At 62.2% G+C, this 15,123-nt stretch carries 16 protein-coding genes and 1 pseudogene; 8 read left to right on the top strand and 9 right to left on the bottom strand.

Annotated features, from left to right (window positions below):
• From ACOJSJ_RS02880 to coxB, 3 genes and pseudogenes are all read right to left on the bottom strand, one after another.
• Positions 1 to 188: pseudogene (locus tag ACOJSJ_RS02880) on the bottom strand (hypothetical protein); the annotation flags it as partial.
• Complete coding sequence (gene ctaD / locus ACOJSJ_RS02875; RefSeq protein WP_420143481.1) at positions 185 to 2,707, bottom strand: cytochrome c oxidase subunit I; 2,523 nt, start codon at positions 2,705 to 2,707, stop codon at positions 185 to 187. The gene ctaD and the pseudogene ACOJSJ_RS02880, both read right to left, overlap by 4 nt.
• A complete protein-coding gene (gene coxB / locus ACOJSJ_RS02870) occupies positions 2,704 to 3,672 on the bottom strand; it encodes a cytochrome c oxidase subunit II (RefSeq protein WP_420143480.1) in 969 nt (322 codons plus the stop codon). The genes ctaD and coxB overlap by 4 nt, the downstream gene beginning before the upstream one ends.
• A gap of 182 nt (positions 3,673 to 3,854) precedes the next feature.
• On the opposite strand from coxB, the gene ACOJSJ_RS02865 reads away from it, so the two are divergent.
• The 3 genes from ACOJSJ_RS02865 to ACOJSJ_RS02855 are packed head-to-tail and all read left to right on the top strand — an operon-like array spanning position 3,855 to position 5,833.
• Positions 3,855 to 4,283, top strand: a complete 429-nt coding sequence (locus ACOJSJ_RS02865; RefSeq protein ID WP_420143479.1) for a DUF2231 domain-containing protein — start codon at positions 3,855 to 3,857, stop codon at positions 4,281 to 4,283.
• Positions 4,280 to 5,575, top strand: coding sequence for a PQQ-dependent sugar dehydrogenase (locus ACOJSJ_RS02860; RefSeq protein WP_420143478.1), 1,296 nt, complete (start codon positions 4,280 to 4,282; stop codon positions 5,573 to 5,575). Before ACOJSJ_RS02865 ends, ACOJSJ_RS02860 begins: the two co-directional genes overlap by 4 nt.
• A gap of 30 nt (positions 5,576 to 5,605) precedes the next feature.
• Positions 5,606 to 5,833: a hypothetical protein gene (locus tag ACOJSJ_RS02855; RefSeq protein WP_420143477.1), complete on the top strand. Its 228-nt coding sequence runs from the start codon at positions 5,606 to 5,608 to the stop codon at positions 5,831 to 5,833.
• Between the two features lie 63 nt (positions 5,834 to 5,896).
• Here ACOJSJ_RS02855 and ACOJSJ_RS02850 read toward each other — a convergent pair whose 3' ends face one another.
• The 5 genes from ACOJSJ_RS02850 to ACOJSJ_RS02830 form a co-directional block, all read right to left on the bottom strand.
• Positions 5,897 to 6,529: a tyrosine-type recombinase/integrase gene (locus ACOJSJ_RS02850; RefSeq protein WP_420143476.1), complete on the bottom strand. Its 633-nt coding sequence runs from the start codon at positions 6,527 to 6,529 to the stop codon at positions 5,897 to 5,899.
• Positions 6,530 to 6,918: 389 nt separating this feature from the next.
• A complete protein-coding gene (locus ACOJSJ_RS02845; protein WP_420143475.1) occupies positions 6,919 to 7,077 on the bottom strand; it encodes an SHOCT domain-containing protein in 159 nt (52 codons plus the stop codon).
• 79 nt (positions 7,078 to 7,156) lie between these two features.
• Complete coding sequence (locus ACOJSJ_RS02840) at positions 7,157 to 7,717, bottom strand: fasciclin domain-containing protein (protein WP_420143474.1); 561 nt, start codon at positions 7,715 to 7,717, stop codon at positions 7,157 to 7,159.
• 83 nt (positions 7,718 to 7,800) lie between these two features.
• The gene (locus ACOJSJ_RS02835; RefSeq protein WP_420143473.1) at positions 7,801 to 8,478 is read right to left on the bottom strand and encodes an anti-sigma factor; all 678 of its coding nucleotides are present in this window, start codon (positions 8,476 to 8,478) and stop codon (positions 7,801 to 7,803) included.
• Entirely contained in the window at positions 8,471 to 8,962 is a 492-nt protein-coding gene (locus ACOJSJ_RS02830) for a sigma-70 family RNA polymerase sigma factor (RefSeq protein WP_420143482.1), read from the bottom strand. Before ACOJSJ_RS02830 ends, ACOJSJ_RS02835 begins: the two co-directional genes overlap by 8 nt.
• 243 nt (positions 8,963 to 9,205) lie before the next feature.
• Between ACOJSJ_RS02830 and ACOJSJ_RS02825 the strand changes: the two genes are divergently transcribed.
• The 5 genes from ACOJSJ_RS02825 to ACOJSJ_RS02805 all read left to right on the top strand — a co-directional run bounded on the left by ACOJSJ_RS02825 (position 9,206) and on the right by ACOJSJ_RS02805 (position 13,096).
• Positions 9,206 to 9,754, top strand: coding sequence for an alpha/beta hydrolase (locus ACOJSJ_RS02825; protein ID WP_420143472.1), 549 nt, complete (start codon positions 9,206 to 9,208; stop codon positions 9,752 to 9,754).
• A gap of 75 nt (positions 9,755 to 9,829) precedes the next feature.
• Positions 9,830 to 10,075, top strand: a complete 246-nt coding sequence (locus ACOJSJ_RS02820) for a prolyl oligopeptidase family serine peptidase (protein ID WP_420143471.1) — start codon at positions 9,830 to 9,832, stop codon at positions 10,073 to 10,075.
• 231 nt (positions 10,076 to 10,306) lie between these two features.
• Positions 10,307 to 11,353, top strand: a complete 1,047-nt coding sequence (locus ACOJSJ_RS02815) for a type III polyketide synthase (protein ID WP_420143470.1) — start codon at positions 10,307 to 10,309, stop codon at positions 11,351 to 11,353.
• Between the two features lie 22 nt (positions 11,354 to 11,375).
• Positions 11,376 to 12,029: a methyltransferase domain-containing protein gene (locus tag ACOJSJ_RS02810; RefSeq protein WP_420143469.1), complete on the top strand. Its 654-nt coding sequence runs from the start codon at positions 11,376 to 11,378 to the stop codon at positions 12,027 to 12,029.
• Positions 12,026 to 13,096, top strand: coding sequence for an NAD(P)/FAD-dependent oxidoreductase (locus tag ACOJSJ_RS02805; RefSeq protein WP_420143468.1), 1,071 nt, complete (start codon positions 12,026 to 12,028; stop codon positions 13,094 to 13,096). The genes ACOJSJ_RS02810 and ACOJSJ_RS02805 overlap by 4 nt, the downstream gene beginning before the upstream one ends.
• Before the next feature lie 385 nt (positions 13,097 to 13,481).
• On the opposite strand, the gene ACOJSJ_RS02800 is transcribed toward ACOJSJ_RS02805, so the two are convergent.
• Positions 13,482 to 15,116: an FAD-dependent oxidoreductase gene (locus tag ACOJSJ_RS02800; RefSeq protein WP_420143467.1), complete on the bottom strand. Its 1,635-nt coding sequence runs from the start codon at positions 15,114 to 15,116 to the stop codon at positions 13,482 to 13,484.
• Positions 15,117 to 15,123: the final 7 nt, after the last annotated feature.

The raw sequence follows: 15,123 nt of genomic DNA, 5'->3' as shown, positions 1-15,123 counted from the left end.
AGGGCCAGCGCGACCACCGTGCCGATGACGAACAATGTCGGGAAGGTTGCGAACGCGCCCGCCTTTGCGCAGGAAATCGCCGCCCACAGATAGGCCATCAGGAAATGTCCGGCCCAGATGGTGGGCGGAACGATCAGCGTCCAGAGCGTAACCTTCAGCCGCTCATGCCATTTGCCACGCTCGGTCATGCCACCTCCGGAAACAGGCCGATGGTGGCATAGGTGACGATGGCGGTCAGGGCGTAGAAGTGCATGTAGACGGTGATGTTGCGCAGGTCAGCGTCATGCTGCGGGTCCATCCTGCCCGCCAGGCTGCGCGCCAGTGTATAGCCTTGCATGATAGCCGCCACCCCCGCATGGGCACTGGTCCAGATCGCCAGCGTCCATACGATCGCGGGATAGCTGTGTACCTGCGGGTCGAGGCCGCTGGTCCACGGTCCCGCCAGTCCGGTGCCGACCCCGGCGATGCTCAGCAGGATGCCAATGCACAGCAGAACGCGTGCAATCGCCACGCCACCGCGCGCATGCACCTCCCGCGCAACGATCGTCGCCAGCCAGCCGAGAACGCCGATCGTCAGTGCGATCATCGGCCACATCATGCCCGGCGCGTCCACCATATCTGCGGGAGGAAAATCCGTATGGCGCGTCCAGAAGAAGAAATAGCCGAAGACAAGGCCGGAAAAGGCGGTCGCATCGGCCATCATCGTGATGAACATCGCCCACCAGCCGGGCGCCGATGGGCCGGACAGATAGAGCGGCAGGTCGATACCATGCCCGATTGGCTTGCACGGCTTTTCGGGAATTTCCGCTGTTCCGGTCCACAACCACCAAAGGATGCAGCCAAGCGTGGCGACGCCGCAAACAAGTGCAGCCCAATAGAGATGATAGGTGGTCAGGATGAACACGCCCCCCAGCGCGATTGCCGTCAGCATCGGCTTGAAGTTGGGCGTGCCAAGCCGGATTACCGCCAGGGGCCGGGCGTCCAGAACGGTGGTCACGATCGTCTCGCGCCTGCCCTCCTCCGCATCGGGCAGGAAGAAGCGGCCTTCATCCACCTTCTTCACGAAATCGGGCTGGTCCCAGATCGGATAGCGGCTCTCGATCAGCGGCACGGACCTGATGCCCCAATCCTCGTCTTCAGGATGCGCTAGCCATTCCAGCGTCCCGGCATTCCATGGATTGCGCACCGCCCTGGCCCGCCGGGGCGACAGGCAGAGATCGATGCAGATCACTGCGACACCAGCCGCGAACAACCATGCCCCGACGGTGGAAGCCATGTTGAGGCCACCAAGCCCCAGTTCGGCGGGATAGGTGAAGACGCGGCGCGGCATACCCATCAGGCCGGAAAAATGCATCGGAAAGAAGGTGATGTTCGCGCCGACGAACAGCATCCAGAAGGCGATGCGGCCGAGCCGGTCGGACAGCTTCTTCCCCGTCACCAGCGGCCAATAATAATAGAGGCCCGCGAAAAGCGGCATCAGCGTCCCGCCGATCAGCACATAATGGAGGTGGGCGACGATGAAATAGGTATCATGGGCCTGCCAGTCGAACGGCGCCACGGCCACCATCACGCCGGTCAGCCCGCCGATCACGAAGATCGCGAGACTGCCGGTCGCGTAGAGCAAGGGCGTCGACCAGGTGACGCGTCCGGCCCACAGCGTGGCGATGAACACGAAAATCTGGACGCCGGTGGGGATCGCCACGGCTTCCGACGCGGCGGAAAAGAAGGCCAGGCTGATCTTGGGCAGTCCTGTCGTGAACATGTGGTGGACCCACAGGCCGAAGGACAGGAAGGCGGTGCCCACGGCCGCCAGGACGATCCAGGGATAGCCCAGCAGATGTCGGTTGGCGAAGGTCGGCACCAGCATCGCGAACAGCGCGATCGACGGCAGGAAGATGATGTAGACTTCGGGGTGACCGAATATCCAGAAGAGATGCTGCCACAGCAGCGGGTCGCCGCCCCGGCTCGCATCGAAGAACGGCCAGTCGAGCAGCCTTTCCATCTCGAAGAGAATGTCGCCCGCGATCAACGGCGGAAAGGCGAAGAGGATCATCACCGCCACGACGAGGATATACCAGGCGTAGAGCGGCATGAGGTTGAGGCGCATTCCCGGCGGGCGGCATTTGAGCACGCCGACGATAAGCTCCACCGCCGCCGCGACCGAGGACACCTCGATGAAGGAAAGCCCCAGCATCCATATGTCCGCGCCAAGGCCCGACAGATCGGTGCGGGTCGTGAGCGGCGGATACATGAACCAGCCGCCGTCCGGCGCGGCGTTGAAGAATATCGATCCGCCGACGAATATCCCACCGATCAGGAAGGACCAGTAGCCGAAGGCGGAAAGGCGCGGAAATGGCAGGTCGCGCGCGCCCAGCAACTGGGGCAGCAGGATGATCGACACCGCTTCGAACATCGGCACGGCGAAGAGGAACATCATCATCGAGCCGTGCAGCGTGAAAAGCTGATTGAAGGTGTTCGCGCCGACCAGATCATTGTCCGGCACGGCAAGCTGGGTACGCATGATGAGCGCCAGCGCGCCCGCAAACAGCATGAAAGCAAATGCAGTCAGCACATACCACACGCCCACACGGTTATTGTTGCAGTCGGTCCAGCGAAGGAACAGCCCTTTGGGCGGCATCCAGACAGCGCGCAGCCTTTCCTCCTGCGCGGCCCTTAGCACCGGGTCGTCCTGATCGTGCAGGCTCATTGCAGTCCCTTGAGATAGAGGGCGATCGCCTGCGCGTCGGCGGCGCTGATTTGCGGGTAGGCCGGCATGCGGGCACCGGGCTTCGCGCCTTGCGGCGAACGGATGAAGGCGGCGATGTTCGCGGATGTAGGTGGCAGGATGCCCGCGCCCAGCGTCCGCCTCTCTCCAAATCGGCTGAGGTCAGGACCGATCGTCGCATCATGCGCCGTCCCCCGGATGGCGTGGCAGGCACCACAACCATGCGCATCGAACAATGCGGCTCCCTGAGACGCTGTTGCGCCTTGGCTCGGGCTTCTGCTTCGGTTCAGCCAGGCATCGAAATCCGGCCCATCCATCGCAATGACGTCGAAGGCCATCAACGCATGGGACAGCCCGCAAAATTCCGCGCATACGCCGCGATAGCGCCCTACCTTTTCCGCCTTAACCACCAGCCGGTTGGTGCGCCCTGGTATCATGTCCATCTTGCCGGCAAGGCCGGGAATCCAGAAACTGTGGATCACATCCTGCGCGGTCAGTTCGAACGCGACTGTCCGCCCGACCGGGATGCGAATTTCATTGGCGGACAGCAGCATCGCCACGCCGCCCGATGGTCGATAGGCGACCCGCCACCAGAATTGCTCGCCATCCACCCGCACAACCAGATCGCCGGGGCCGCTGGTGCGCGGGCGCATGGCGGGCAGCGCATAGATCAGCAATGCCGCGAGGATCAGGGTTGGGCCGATCGCGCCCAGCCAGAGGACCATCCGCATGCCATCATGATGGGTGAGCTTGCCTTCGGGCGCCCGCAGCGCGCGCAGGTAGAGTGCGATCATGGCCGCCACGATCACGACAGCGCCAATAGTCAGGACCAATGCCATCTGCCGCACTTCGCGCGCTTCCGCTCCGAAGACATGCAGGGTCGACTGCTCCGCATTGCAGGCTGTAAGGCCAGACAAAACCATCGTCCAGAGCCATGGATTGCGCATCGCGCCTGGTTCACCCCTTTCACGCCGCATCAAATGTGCCACGTCACTGGGTCGAACACGCCAACCGCCTTCCGGTTCAATGATTTCTGCTTCGTAACAAGCGTCTCAATTGCTGTAGCGTGGCAACCAAAGCGCGCGCCGGGCATTGCCTCCCTGTCATTCATTCGATCAGGAGGCCCCTTTTGCCCAGCGCCCCGCCGCGCGTCCGGCCTTTGCTGCACCCCTTGCACGGCCTGCTGCTCGCATGGCCAGTCGCCCTGTTTCCGGCCGCATTGCTGTCCGACATCACCTATCTGAACAGCGCCGAAGTTCAGTGGACCAATTTTTCGGCCTGGCTGATTACCGGTGCTTTGCTCGGCGGCGGTATCGTGCTGCTCTGGGCGTTCATCGGCTTGGTCCGCGCCAACGGCGCTATGAAATCGCGCTCAGCGATATATCTGCTTCTGCTGGCGCTGATGTGGATGTGCGGCCTTATCAATGCTTTCCAGCATAGTCGCGACGGCTGGAGTTCGGTCGGTACGACCGGCCTGATCCTGTCCATCCTGAGCAGTGCCTTTGCCTTTACCGCCGGCTGGGTTGCGCATGCAGGCTATCGGGAGGATCGGCGATGACGATGCGTACGCTTCTCCTCTGTACCGGCCTGCTTGCGCTCGCCGCATGTGGCCGCAGCCAACTGGGGCTCGACCAGACCGGCCCTCACCCTGACCTCCCCGACCAGCGGCCGACATTGCTGCCGCCGATGAAGATTGCCACGCCGGTCGGATGGGGCAACGAAAAACCGACCGCGCCGGCTGGCTTTACCGTCAAGGCGCTCGCCACGGGCCTGGCCATTCCGCGGCAGACCCTGGTGCTGCCCAACGGCGATATATTGGTCACCGAAGGGGCTGGCGGCGGCGCTCCCGCGCTGCGCCCCAAGGATGTGATCGCCAATTATATCAAGGCGATGGGCAAATCCCCGGTCAGGGGAGGCAACCGCATTACGCTGCTGCGCGACGCCGACAATGATGGCCACGCTGAACTGCGCACCAGCTTCATTACCGGCCTTAACGCGCCTTATGGCCTCGCCTATGTCGACGGGCAGATTTATGTCGCGGCGCAGGACGCTCTTTTGCGCTTCCCCTATCGCGACGGCATGACCCGCATCACCATGCAAGGCGTGGAGGTGACGAAGCTTCCCGCCCACATCAATCACCACTGGACCAAGGCACTGGCCGCTGGACCAGACGGATCGAAACTCTATGTCGGCATCGGCTCCAACAGCAATGTGGGCGAACGCGGCATGGGAATCGAGCAGGACCGCGCCGTCATCTGGGAAATTGACCGGCAAAGTGGCATGCACCGTGTCTACGCGTCCGGCATCCGCAACCCGACTGCCCTCACCGTTGAACCCCGGACCCGGCGGCTCTGGTCGGTAGTGAATGAACGGGACGAACTTGGCCCGCAACTGGTGCCTGATTATATGACAGCGGTTCGTCCCGGTGCTTTCTATGGCTGGCCCTACAGCTATTGGGGGCAAAATGTGGATCCGCGCGTCCACCCGCAGAAACCCGACATGGTTCGCCGGGCGATCCGCCCTGACTATGCGCTGGGATCGCATGTCGCAGCGCTGGGCATCAGTTTCACGACCGACGGCGGCTTTGGCGGCAGCTTCACCGAAGGCGCATTCGTGGGCGAGCATGGGAGCTGGAACCGGCAGGATCTGTCCGGCTACAAGGTTGTCTGGGTGCCATTCGCCAATGGCCGTCCATCGGGCAAGCCGCAGGATTTCCTGACCGGCTTCATCAAGGACGACCATGCTCGCGGCCGTCCGGTCGGCGTCACCTATGATCCTGTCCATGGCGCGCTGATCGTCGCGGATGACCTTTCCAACACGATCTGGCGGGTAGCTCCCAGCCGCCGATAACCACCAATAAGGGCCATAAGGAGAGGCGCAATGGAAAAGAAGCAGGAAGATGGAGAAACGGTAACGCACGTGTCGAAGGTCGAGGCGCGCGCTGGGTCGCGCACGACCGTTACCCGGTCAATTCTCATTGTCAGCCTGATACTGGTTGTCGCGCTTCTGTTTCTCGTAGTAGCTGGCGGCTATTTCAAGGCCGATCAGACGGGTGCCGATAAGGTCAATGCAGACAATTCTTCGCAGGCCATCAACAGCGCGCGTTGACGCCTCCGATCAGCTTAGTGGTCAAAATCCTGGCTCCTCGCCGCAGCGAAGAGCCAGGCGCGCTTAAATTTCTGTACCTTCTGCGAGAGTTAAGGCGTCTTCCACGTCAACCCCTAGGTATCTGACCGTGCTTTCGATCTTCGTGTGCCCAAGCAAAATCTGGACCGCACGGAGATTCCCCGTCGCCTTGTAGATGATCGATGCCTTGGTCCGCCTCAGAGAGTGGGTACCATAATCCTCGCTGGGCAAGCCAATTCCCGTGACCCACTCATCGACAAGGCGGGCATATTGCCTTGTGCTTATGTGGGCCGAGTGATCCGTGCGGCTCGGGAATGCAAAATCGTCCAAGGACCCGCACCGCAGTTCGAGCCATTTCAAAAGACTGGCGCGAGCATCATCCATCAGTTCGAACTGGACCGGCCGGCCGGTCTTCTGCTGTACAACCGTGGCTCTAGTCCGAATTTTTCGATCGCAAACGATATCGCTGATCCTCATCTTGACCAGATCACACCCGCGCAGCTTACTATCGATGGCTAGGTCGAAGAGGGCCCGGTCGCGGACCCGCCCATGCTGGTCGAGAAAGAAGCGGATCGCCCATATCTGACGGGGTTTGAGCGCTCGCTTTGCACCAACCTGCCGCCCGGCGTTCCACGATACTCGCTCGCGAGCGGCGGGATCAAACTCTGATAATCCCATGACACATCTCCTATGCCCGCGATGGCCAAAGGAACAACGCTCCACAGGAGAGCCGACCCTTTGTCGCCATTCAGCCACCAATTTTGATTCCTCAAATGCTGCCGGTCCGCTATCCTGCTGTGGGCAATGTTCGTCATCGTTATCGTGGCAGGGCAGCGCGAACAGGTAGCGAATAATGGGCTATGCGTGCCGCCGCGAGAGGCTTATAGTAGCGACAGCCTAAGCGATTTTTCGATCCCGCCACCCGCAACAACCGTTCCGCATCACTTCGTCCAGCGGCGCCAGTATCAGTCGCGATAACACATTTGACGCCCAAAGCATGATGACTACTGCCAGCGTCCGCTTCGGACGTGAATGCGATGGGTGGAAGCCTCCGTATAACGCGTTGATCAGCCTCGCAGCCGTCGAGGAGCCCGACGCAGCAGGTGACATTTCGAATAGTCGAGCAGTTCGCGCTTTCGACGCTCAAAGACGGCGGTGGTGATATTGCCCGCTTCGTAGCGGCTGAAGAGCCGGCGAAGCTCGTTGCCGATGGTGACGTAGTTCATGTTTCCCATCCTTTGCCGCAAAGGCTTCGCGCGGCTTGCTCCCGGGGCCGTCCGTCTACCGCCCCGGGAAGCGCAGGGTTCAGGGCATCAGCACCGTGTCGATGACATGGATGACGCCGTTGGACTGCATGACGTTGGCGATGGTGATCTTCGCCTTGCCGCCATGGACATCGGAGATCCACCAAGCACCCATCTTGTCTTTCCAAAGCGTCAACTGCTCGCCCTGGACCGTGGTGAGCATCGCCTTGCCGCCATGCGCCTTGGCATTTGCGGCGATGTCCATTGCGGTCATGCGGCCGGGCACGACGTGATAGGTCAGGATACCGGTCAGCTTCTCCTTGTTCTCCGGCTTGACGAGCATATCGACCGTGCCGGTCGGAAGCTTGGCGAAAGCCGCGTTGGTGGGCGCAAACACGGTAAAGGGTCCGGGGCCGGACAACGTGTCGACGAGGCCGGCGGCCTTCACGGCAGCGACCAGCGTCGTGTGATCCTTCGATTGCATCGCATTCTCGACGATGGTCTTGGTCGGATACATGGCCGCGCCGCCGACCATCGGGTTCTTGGCCTGAACCGCGACCGGGCCGACCAGGAAAAGTGCGCCGGCGAGGGCGAAGGCAATCTTGCGACTGTGGGCTTTCATAGGGGGCATCCTTCTTTCTGGCACGCCCTTAACACGGGGTGCATCAAAGATACGGAGCCATCCGCCCGTCGGATGCAGCGCGGTCAGATGATCGATATTTTGCCGGTCAGGACCGGCGCCGCACTCGGCGCCCGGTGCGGCGCGGTCTCGGGATCTTCCATCGTGATGGCGAGCGTCACACCGTCCCGCAGAAAGGCCCGCAGGTCCGGATCGACGGGCAAGGCGCCACCCTGGGCGCCGATCAGCCCGAGCGAGCGCGGCACGCCATCCTCGGGGATGACCCAGAGCTCGGGACTCTTGCCTTCCTCGCCCAAACCGCTGGCGCTCAGTCGGAGCAGGCCGGTTCGTGGATCGTAGCTGACCGCCATCAGCGTCGCGCGCTGGGCGTCCGCCAATTGCGAGACGCCCACGGGGTCGATCACGGATTTGGACACAGGCAGGATCAAGACCAAAGCCAGACACGCCGCGATGGCGCCCGCGAAGATCGCGCCGCCGCGCCACAGCCGCAGTTTGCGCCTGAGCGATCCCAAATCCGCCGTGCGCGCCTCGATTGTGACCCATACACGCTCGGACGGTGCCTCGGCCCGCGTCATGTCGAGCAAGGGCGAGAGCCGATGGCCCCATGCGTCGACCTCCGCCGCGAAAGCCGGGTCGGAAAGGCACATCCGCAACGCCTCGGCACGGTCTTGGCCCTCGAGAAGACCCAGCGCCAGTTCAGCGGCCAGCCCCTGCCGGTCGGGCGGCGTCGGATCGTCAACCATCGCCAAGGCACTCCTTCAAGCCTTGCATGCCCCGCCGGATCCAGCTTTTCACTGTCCCGAGCGGCGCGCCCAATTGCGCAGCGAGTTCGGAATAGCTAAGGCCGCCCAGAAAGGTGCGGCGGATTGCATCGGACTGCTTCTCGTCTAATCCATCAAGGCATGCGAGCAGCCGTCGCCGCGCCTCGTCCTGTTGCATCACATTGTCGGCCAGAGGGGCCTCGTCCACGATAGTCTCCAGCTGCTCCTCGCCGTCGGCGACATGCCGCTGTTCCGCGCGGCGCCAGTCGATCGCGGCGTTGCGCGCGATCATGGCGAGCCAGCTGATCGGGCTCGCGCGGCGTTCATCGAACGCTGACGCCCGCCGCCATATCTTCACATAGACATCCTGCAAAATATCCTCTGCCGCCTCCCTGTCACCAGAGATACGCAGGCAAATGCCGAACAGCTTCATCGATGTCAGGTCATAGACCCGTCTCAAGGCCATGCGGTCGCCCGATGCGGTCAGGCGAAGCGCGGCGTTCAGCCGCTCTAGCGCCGCACGGGCCTCGCCATCCTCCGTTCGTACCATTGGGCTCGCCTCTCGCTTCGGAAGGACAGCTTACGACGAAGCGATCGTTACCGCGACCGACAACGTCCAGGATTACGAAACGCCGCATTCGACCGACATACTATCTCTCCTTGGAAATCGCCTGCTGGCCATCGCATCGCGCCATGATAGGAACCGCGCATGGGCAAGCGCCGACTGACATCCGCAATAGCTATCGGCGTGCTGGCAAGTGTCGTCGCGGCCGCCAGCGCACCCCTCCAGAGTTTCGACCTCCTAGTCCCCAAGGATCGTGGCGGCGTGAGGATCGCGAGCGGCGTCGCCTACGGCGAAGGATCGCGACGGACATTGGACATCTATGCCCCACGCAATCGACAGCCCGGCGCGAAGCTTCCGATTGTGGTCTTCTTCTACGGTGGTTCGTGGGACAGCGGTACGCGGACCGGCTACAGCTTCGTCGGGCGCGCGCTGGCTGCCCAAGGCTTTCTGGTCGTCATCCCCGACTATCGGATCGGTCCCGATAACGTCTATCCCGATTTCTTGACCGATGGCGCCGACGCGGTGCGCTGGGTCATCGCCCATGGTCGCAGCTATGGCGGCGCGCCAGAGCGTATCGTGCTGAGCGGTCATTCGGCAGGCGCCTATATCGCCGCGATGCTGACCTTTGACACGCGGTGGCTCGGCTCATCCCGCAGCGCGATCAAGGGATTTGTCGGGATAGCAGGACCCTAAGATTTCGCGCCTTTCGACGTGCCCGCGAGCAAGGCCGCCTTCGGGCGATGGCCGAACGCCGCTGAAACCCAGCCAGTGACCTGGGCGGGAGCGGGCGATCTTCCGACCCTGCTGCTGATCGGTGACGATGATGACACCGTCCGCGCTCGCAACAGCGAAGCGCTGGCCGACCCGCTGCGATCTGCGGGCGTGCCGGTCGAGATCAGGCGGTATGCCGGCATTGGTCATGTCGGGATGGTCACCGCTATCGCTCGGCCCCTGCGATTTCGCGCGTCAGTGCTGGAAGATAGCACACCCTTCATAAGAACGGTTGCGCGGTAAACGGTCCCAAACTCCCCATGTCGCAAGGTCGAAGACATTGTCAGGCTCCGGCCGGTGCCGTAACGCAGATGAGAGGCCCATCATCTCTTCCCTGCATCGGGGCGGGCGGGCAAATGGACAGCCAATGCGTTCTATGGGCTTTCTGCAATCGCACATCTGGCCGCCAGTGCCCGGAGCGGAACGACCGCCAATCGAAACGGTTTACGCAGGAAAGCTAGGATTTCCAGGACAATGACGGCAATAATTAATCGGCTGGCAACCGCGGTTCCCAATTGCGATTTCGAAGCGGATTATCGTGCCTGGGCCATGCGGCAGCTCAAGGGGCGACGTGAAGCAAAACTATATGCCCGCATGTCAGAGCGCTCGGGCATCGAGCACCGCTGGTCCGTGCTATCGGAAAAGGACGCCAGGCTGGACGAAGGAGACGGTTTCTATTCGGCTGAAGCACCGTCCACGGCCCTGAGGATGACGATCTATGCCGAAGAGGCGCCAAAGCTTGCACTTGCAGCGATCAGGAAGCTGGGCGAGCTCGGCCATATCACCCATGTCGTCGTAGCCAGTTGCACCGGCTTCGTCGCTCCTGGGATCGACCAGATAATTGCGCGCCGATTGGGTCTGGCGGACGATGTCGAGCGCGTGCTGATCGGCTTCATGGGGTGCTACGCGGCCGTCACGGCATTGCGGACGGCCCGCCATATCGTTCGCTCCGAACCCCAGGCGCGCGTGCTCGTCGTTACCGTCGAATTGTCGACCCTGCATCATCAGCAGACCGTTGATATCGAGCCGTTGCTGGCGGGCGCGCAATTTGGCGACGGCGCGGCTGCCGCGATCGTCAGCGGCAGCGGCACAGGGCTTTCGATCGGAACCGGAATAGCCGCGGCGCTGGAGGAAAGCGACCAGCTGATCACATGGCAGATAGGCGATACCGGTTTCCAGATGCGGCTTTCGGGCAAAGTACCGGGCAGGATAGGCGCCGCGCTGAAGCGTCCCGATGTGCGCCAGCGGATTCTGGGTGATGGCGAAAGGCCGGCGGCCTACGCCGTCCATGCAGGTGGCCGTTCTATCCTCGATACCGTGGCTGAAGGGTTCGAACTGGACGAGCACAGCCTCGACCATTCGCGTGCAGTGCTTCGCGATTTCGGCAACATGTCCTCCTCCACGCTGATGTTCGTGCTCGAACGGTTTATGCACGATCGGCCTGAAAGGGGTGTTGCCCTGGCTTTCGGGCCGGGTCTCGCGATGGAGGGTTTTCGCTTTGAATGGCGCGATGCTCACTAAGAGAGCCCAGGCCGAGGAAATCATGGACGATCCCGCGCTGGACGAAAATGTCTATGCTGCGGTTCTGGCCGATCTGGCAAAAGTCAATACGATGACCATGGCGCGCCGTCCTACGCTGGACTTCATAAGGCGGGCGGTCGGGACGCGAACCAACTTCTCGCTCTTGGATGTCGGATTTGGTGATGGCGACATGCTGCGCGCCATCGGACGTTGGGCTGGGAAACGGGGCAAGTCGGCGCGGCTCGTGGGGATCGATCTCAATCCACGCAGCGAGGCAATAGCCCAGACGAAATCGCACACCGGCGAGCCGATAGAATATCGCACCGGAGATTACGCCGATCTGTCCGGTGAGGGTTTCGACTTCGTCGTGTCGAGCCTCGTCGCACATCACATGACTCATTTGCAGCTGGTAGCCTTCCTGCGCTTCATGGAAAACGAGGCCACCGCAGGTTGGTATCTTAACGATTTGCATAGGCATGGATTTGCCTATTTCGGCTACCCGATCCTGGCGCGACTGGCGCGCTGGCACCCGATCGTGCGGCAGGATGGACGACTTTCGATAGCGCGATCCTATCGACCGCGGGAATGGACACCGATCCTCGCCGAAGCGGGCGTCGAAGCGGCAAGGGTCGAGCGCCGCTTCCCTTTCCGTTTGTGCGTCGAGCGCCTTAAGTGAACCGCCCGATCGTGCTGGGCGCAGGGCCTGCCGGAAGCATGGCGGCTTTGCTGCTGGCACAAGGCGGGTCGGAACCGATCCTGATAGATCGCAATGCCGAGGTGGGCGATGCGATCTGCGGGGGATTTCTGAGCTGGCGCACTGCCGAGGGATTGCGGCGGCTGGGCTGCGATCCAGCGACACTCGGAGCCAGGCCAGTCACGCAGCTTCGGCTCTTTGCTGGGCGGCGTGAGGCGGAGGTGCCGTTGCCCGAAATGGCCTATGGCCTGTCCCGCCATGTTCTCGACAGCGCACTTCGGCAGCTTGCCATTGCCAAGGGAGCACGATTCGAGATCGATCGCGCGCGGAGCGTGGCGCCGGGCTTAATCGAAGGCGAACGTCGACGCTGGGAGAGCCCCGCGATCTTCTTGGCTACGGGCAAGCACGACGTGCGTGGAGAAAAGCGTCCGCGCAATACGGACAACCAGGCGCTCGGCATGCGTGTTCGCATGCCCCCTTCGGCCCAGCTTTATCGGCTGATCGGCACCGCGATCGAATTGCATCTGTTTCGCGGCGGTTATGCCGGCATCGTGCTTCAGGAGGGCGGCAGCGCCAACGTCTGTCTCGCGCTGCGCAAGTCCTCGCTCCTTGAAGCGGGTGGTGACATGTGGGCGGTTTTGCAGGCGGTGGGGCGAGATAATCCGCATTTCGCGCGCCGCATAGCGTGCGCAGAAGATCGGCTGCCCGTCGATACGATCGGTGCCGTTCCCTACGGATGGATCGCGCAGGACACCGAAGAAGGATTATATCGTCTGGGCGATCAAGCCGCCGTCATCCCGTCCCTTGCGGGGGAAGGCATGGCCATCGCGCTTGCCAGTGGAGCGGCTGCCGCACAAAGCTATCTGCAAGGCCAGGGCGCATCGCAATATCAGCGCAGCTTTGCAAGGCGCGCCGCCCAACCGGTCAGTATCGCGAAGCTACTCTGGCACATGGCCGAAACCTCAAGCGGCGCGCTTGCCATAACGCTCGCCTCACGCATCGTCCCCACCCTCGCTGAACTAGCGATGCGCCTGAGCCGGATCGATTGATCTTACATCCGCACACCGTTTTGATCATGTGGCCAGATCGCGGGCCGACAACGCCTGACCTCTCTTCGTCAAGTCTGGCTTCGCGATGTCGGAATTCGCCATGTGGTTCAAGCAGGCCCTGCATTTGAATAAGATCTTCTGTTCCAGGGCCGTGACCACCAGTCCACGCCCCATTCTGCCGATCCGATCGGTACGCGCGGCAGACCCAGTTACGGCGCGTTAGCTCGGCGGTTTTCGGCGTAGCCAGACGTTCTCAATAGCAGCCACGATCGGCAGTTGAGTCCCACGACCTTGCATCGGGCGCTTGGCAAAACGACCCTTTTAGGACGTTCAGTGACGCAGATCATTGTCTTAGGTCCGGACAGTCCGCTTTCCCACTACGTGGTCAATTAGCTTTCATTATGTCTAAGATCTGACCCTCCGAAAGGAGCTGCTTGCGTAGTCTTCCGTAATCTACGTCCTGCACCGCCTTGCCATCCGCGATCGCGAGGGATGCGGCGGCCGCAGCAGATTGGCCTAGTATCATAAAGACCGGCTCCATACGGATCGAGCCATAGGCGATGTGCGAAGCGGAAAGCGCCACGGGCACTAGCAGGTTGCTCCCCTCCCCCCGCTTTGGCACGATCGCGTCATAGCTGATCGGATAGGCGCGGCCAGGGCTGACCTCGATATTGCCTTCGTTGCGAGCATAGCCGCGCTTGTCCACGATACGGCGGACATTGTGCGAGTCCATATTATACGACCCCATGCCGATCGGGCGGGGCGTCGGCTTGGTGCCGCGCAGATGCGGTTCCGCCATGACGAAGTCCGAAACCATGCGTCGCGCTTCGCGAACGTAAAGCTCGCGCGGCCAGTTACCGTTGTCGGTGAACTCGTCCTTGCAAAGTCCCCAGCGGGAAGTTTCCGCGCGCGTTTCCGCCGGCACGCCGGGGTCATTCGCCATGAACCAGAGCAAACCTTGCTGATAAGTGACATGCTCGCGCATGATCTCCGCGCGCTCGGCATCGCTGCCTTCGGGATAGCGATAGTTCATGCCGATATCGTCGAAGGAGAAGGCGCCGAAATTGTTGGTGTCGGTCTTGCCGTTGGGAATGCGGTCGAACTTCTGGAAAAAGTTGCGAAAGCCCGCGTCTATATAGCGTTTGAGCAGCGCATATTGGCGGGCATCGTAGCCCGCAGGTTTGGCGAAGGGAACGCTGTTGGCGGGCACGTCGGTCAGGCACATGCGGAACATATACGCCTGAATGCGGTGGTCCGCCGATCCATCCGGCTCGCCCCTGTCGGCGGTGACGCGGGGCAGCAGGCCGCTGGCCGGATTGCCCGGCTGGACATAGGGATCGATGTCGAGCGTGAACTGGTGGTTGGTACTGTTCGCCATCTGCACGCCGTTCAGCGTTTCGCCATAAGTGGCGTTGGCCTCCCGCCCCACGGCGAAGCGGACGCCTGCTCCTGCCATCAGGTCGCCTTCATAGGTGGCGTCGATGAAGACGCGCCCGGCAAAGCGCTCGCCGCTTCTGGCGCGGAAGGAGACGACCTTGCCATCCTTCACTTCGACCGCGCCAGTGCTGCGATCGATGGGGCGGGATCGGATCACCGGCACGCCCGCGTCCTTCAGCCAATCCTCATAGATGCGTTCGGCGACCTTCGGCTCGAACTGCCACATCGCGCCGTCATCGATGAAGTTGGGTGCCTTGGCAGGCCGTTTGGCGATGTTCCAGGCGGCAGGGTCGTCATAATGACGCTTCACCCGGCGATAGAATTCGCGCGACAACCCGCCGATCGCGCGATGATTGCCGGTGTCCGACCAGCCAAGGCCGTTGGTCGTCATGCCGCCGACATAGGCGTCGCGGCAGACGAGCAGGACGCTTCGGTCCAGACGCCGTGCCTCGATAGCGGCGATGATGCCCGCCGATGTGCAGCCATAGATGACGATGTCGGCCGACCGGGACGCCGCGCCTGGCGTGTCAGCACTTGCGCCGCTGGAAAGGAGCGCGGCGGCAGCGAGCAGCAGTGGCTTCAACCGGGTC

The sequence above is a fragment of the Sphingobium sp. genome (assembly GCF_048594625.1).
In the GTDB taxonomy this organism is placed as follows: domain Bacteria; phylum Pseudomonadota; class Alphaproteobacteria; order Sphingomonadales; family Sphingomonadaceae; genus Sphingobium.
The sequence above is the reverse complement of the archived record's forward strand: the minus strand, read 5'-3'. Positions and strand labels throughout refer to the sequence as shown.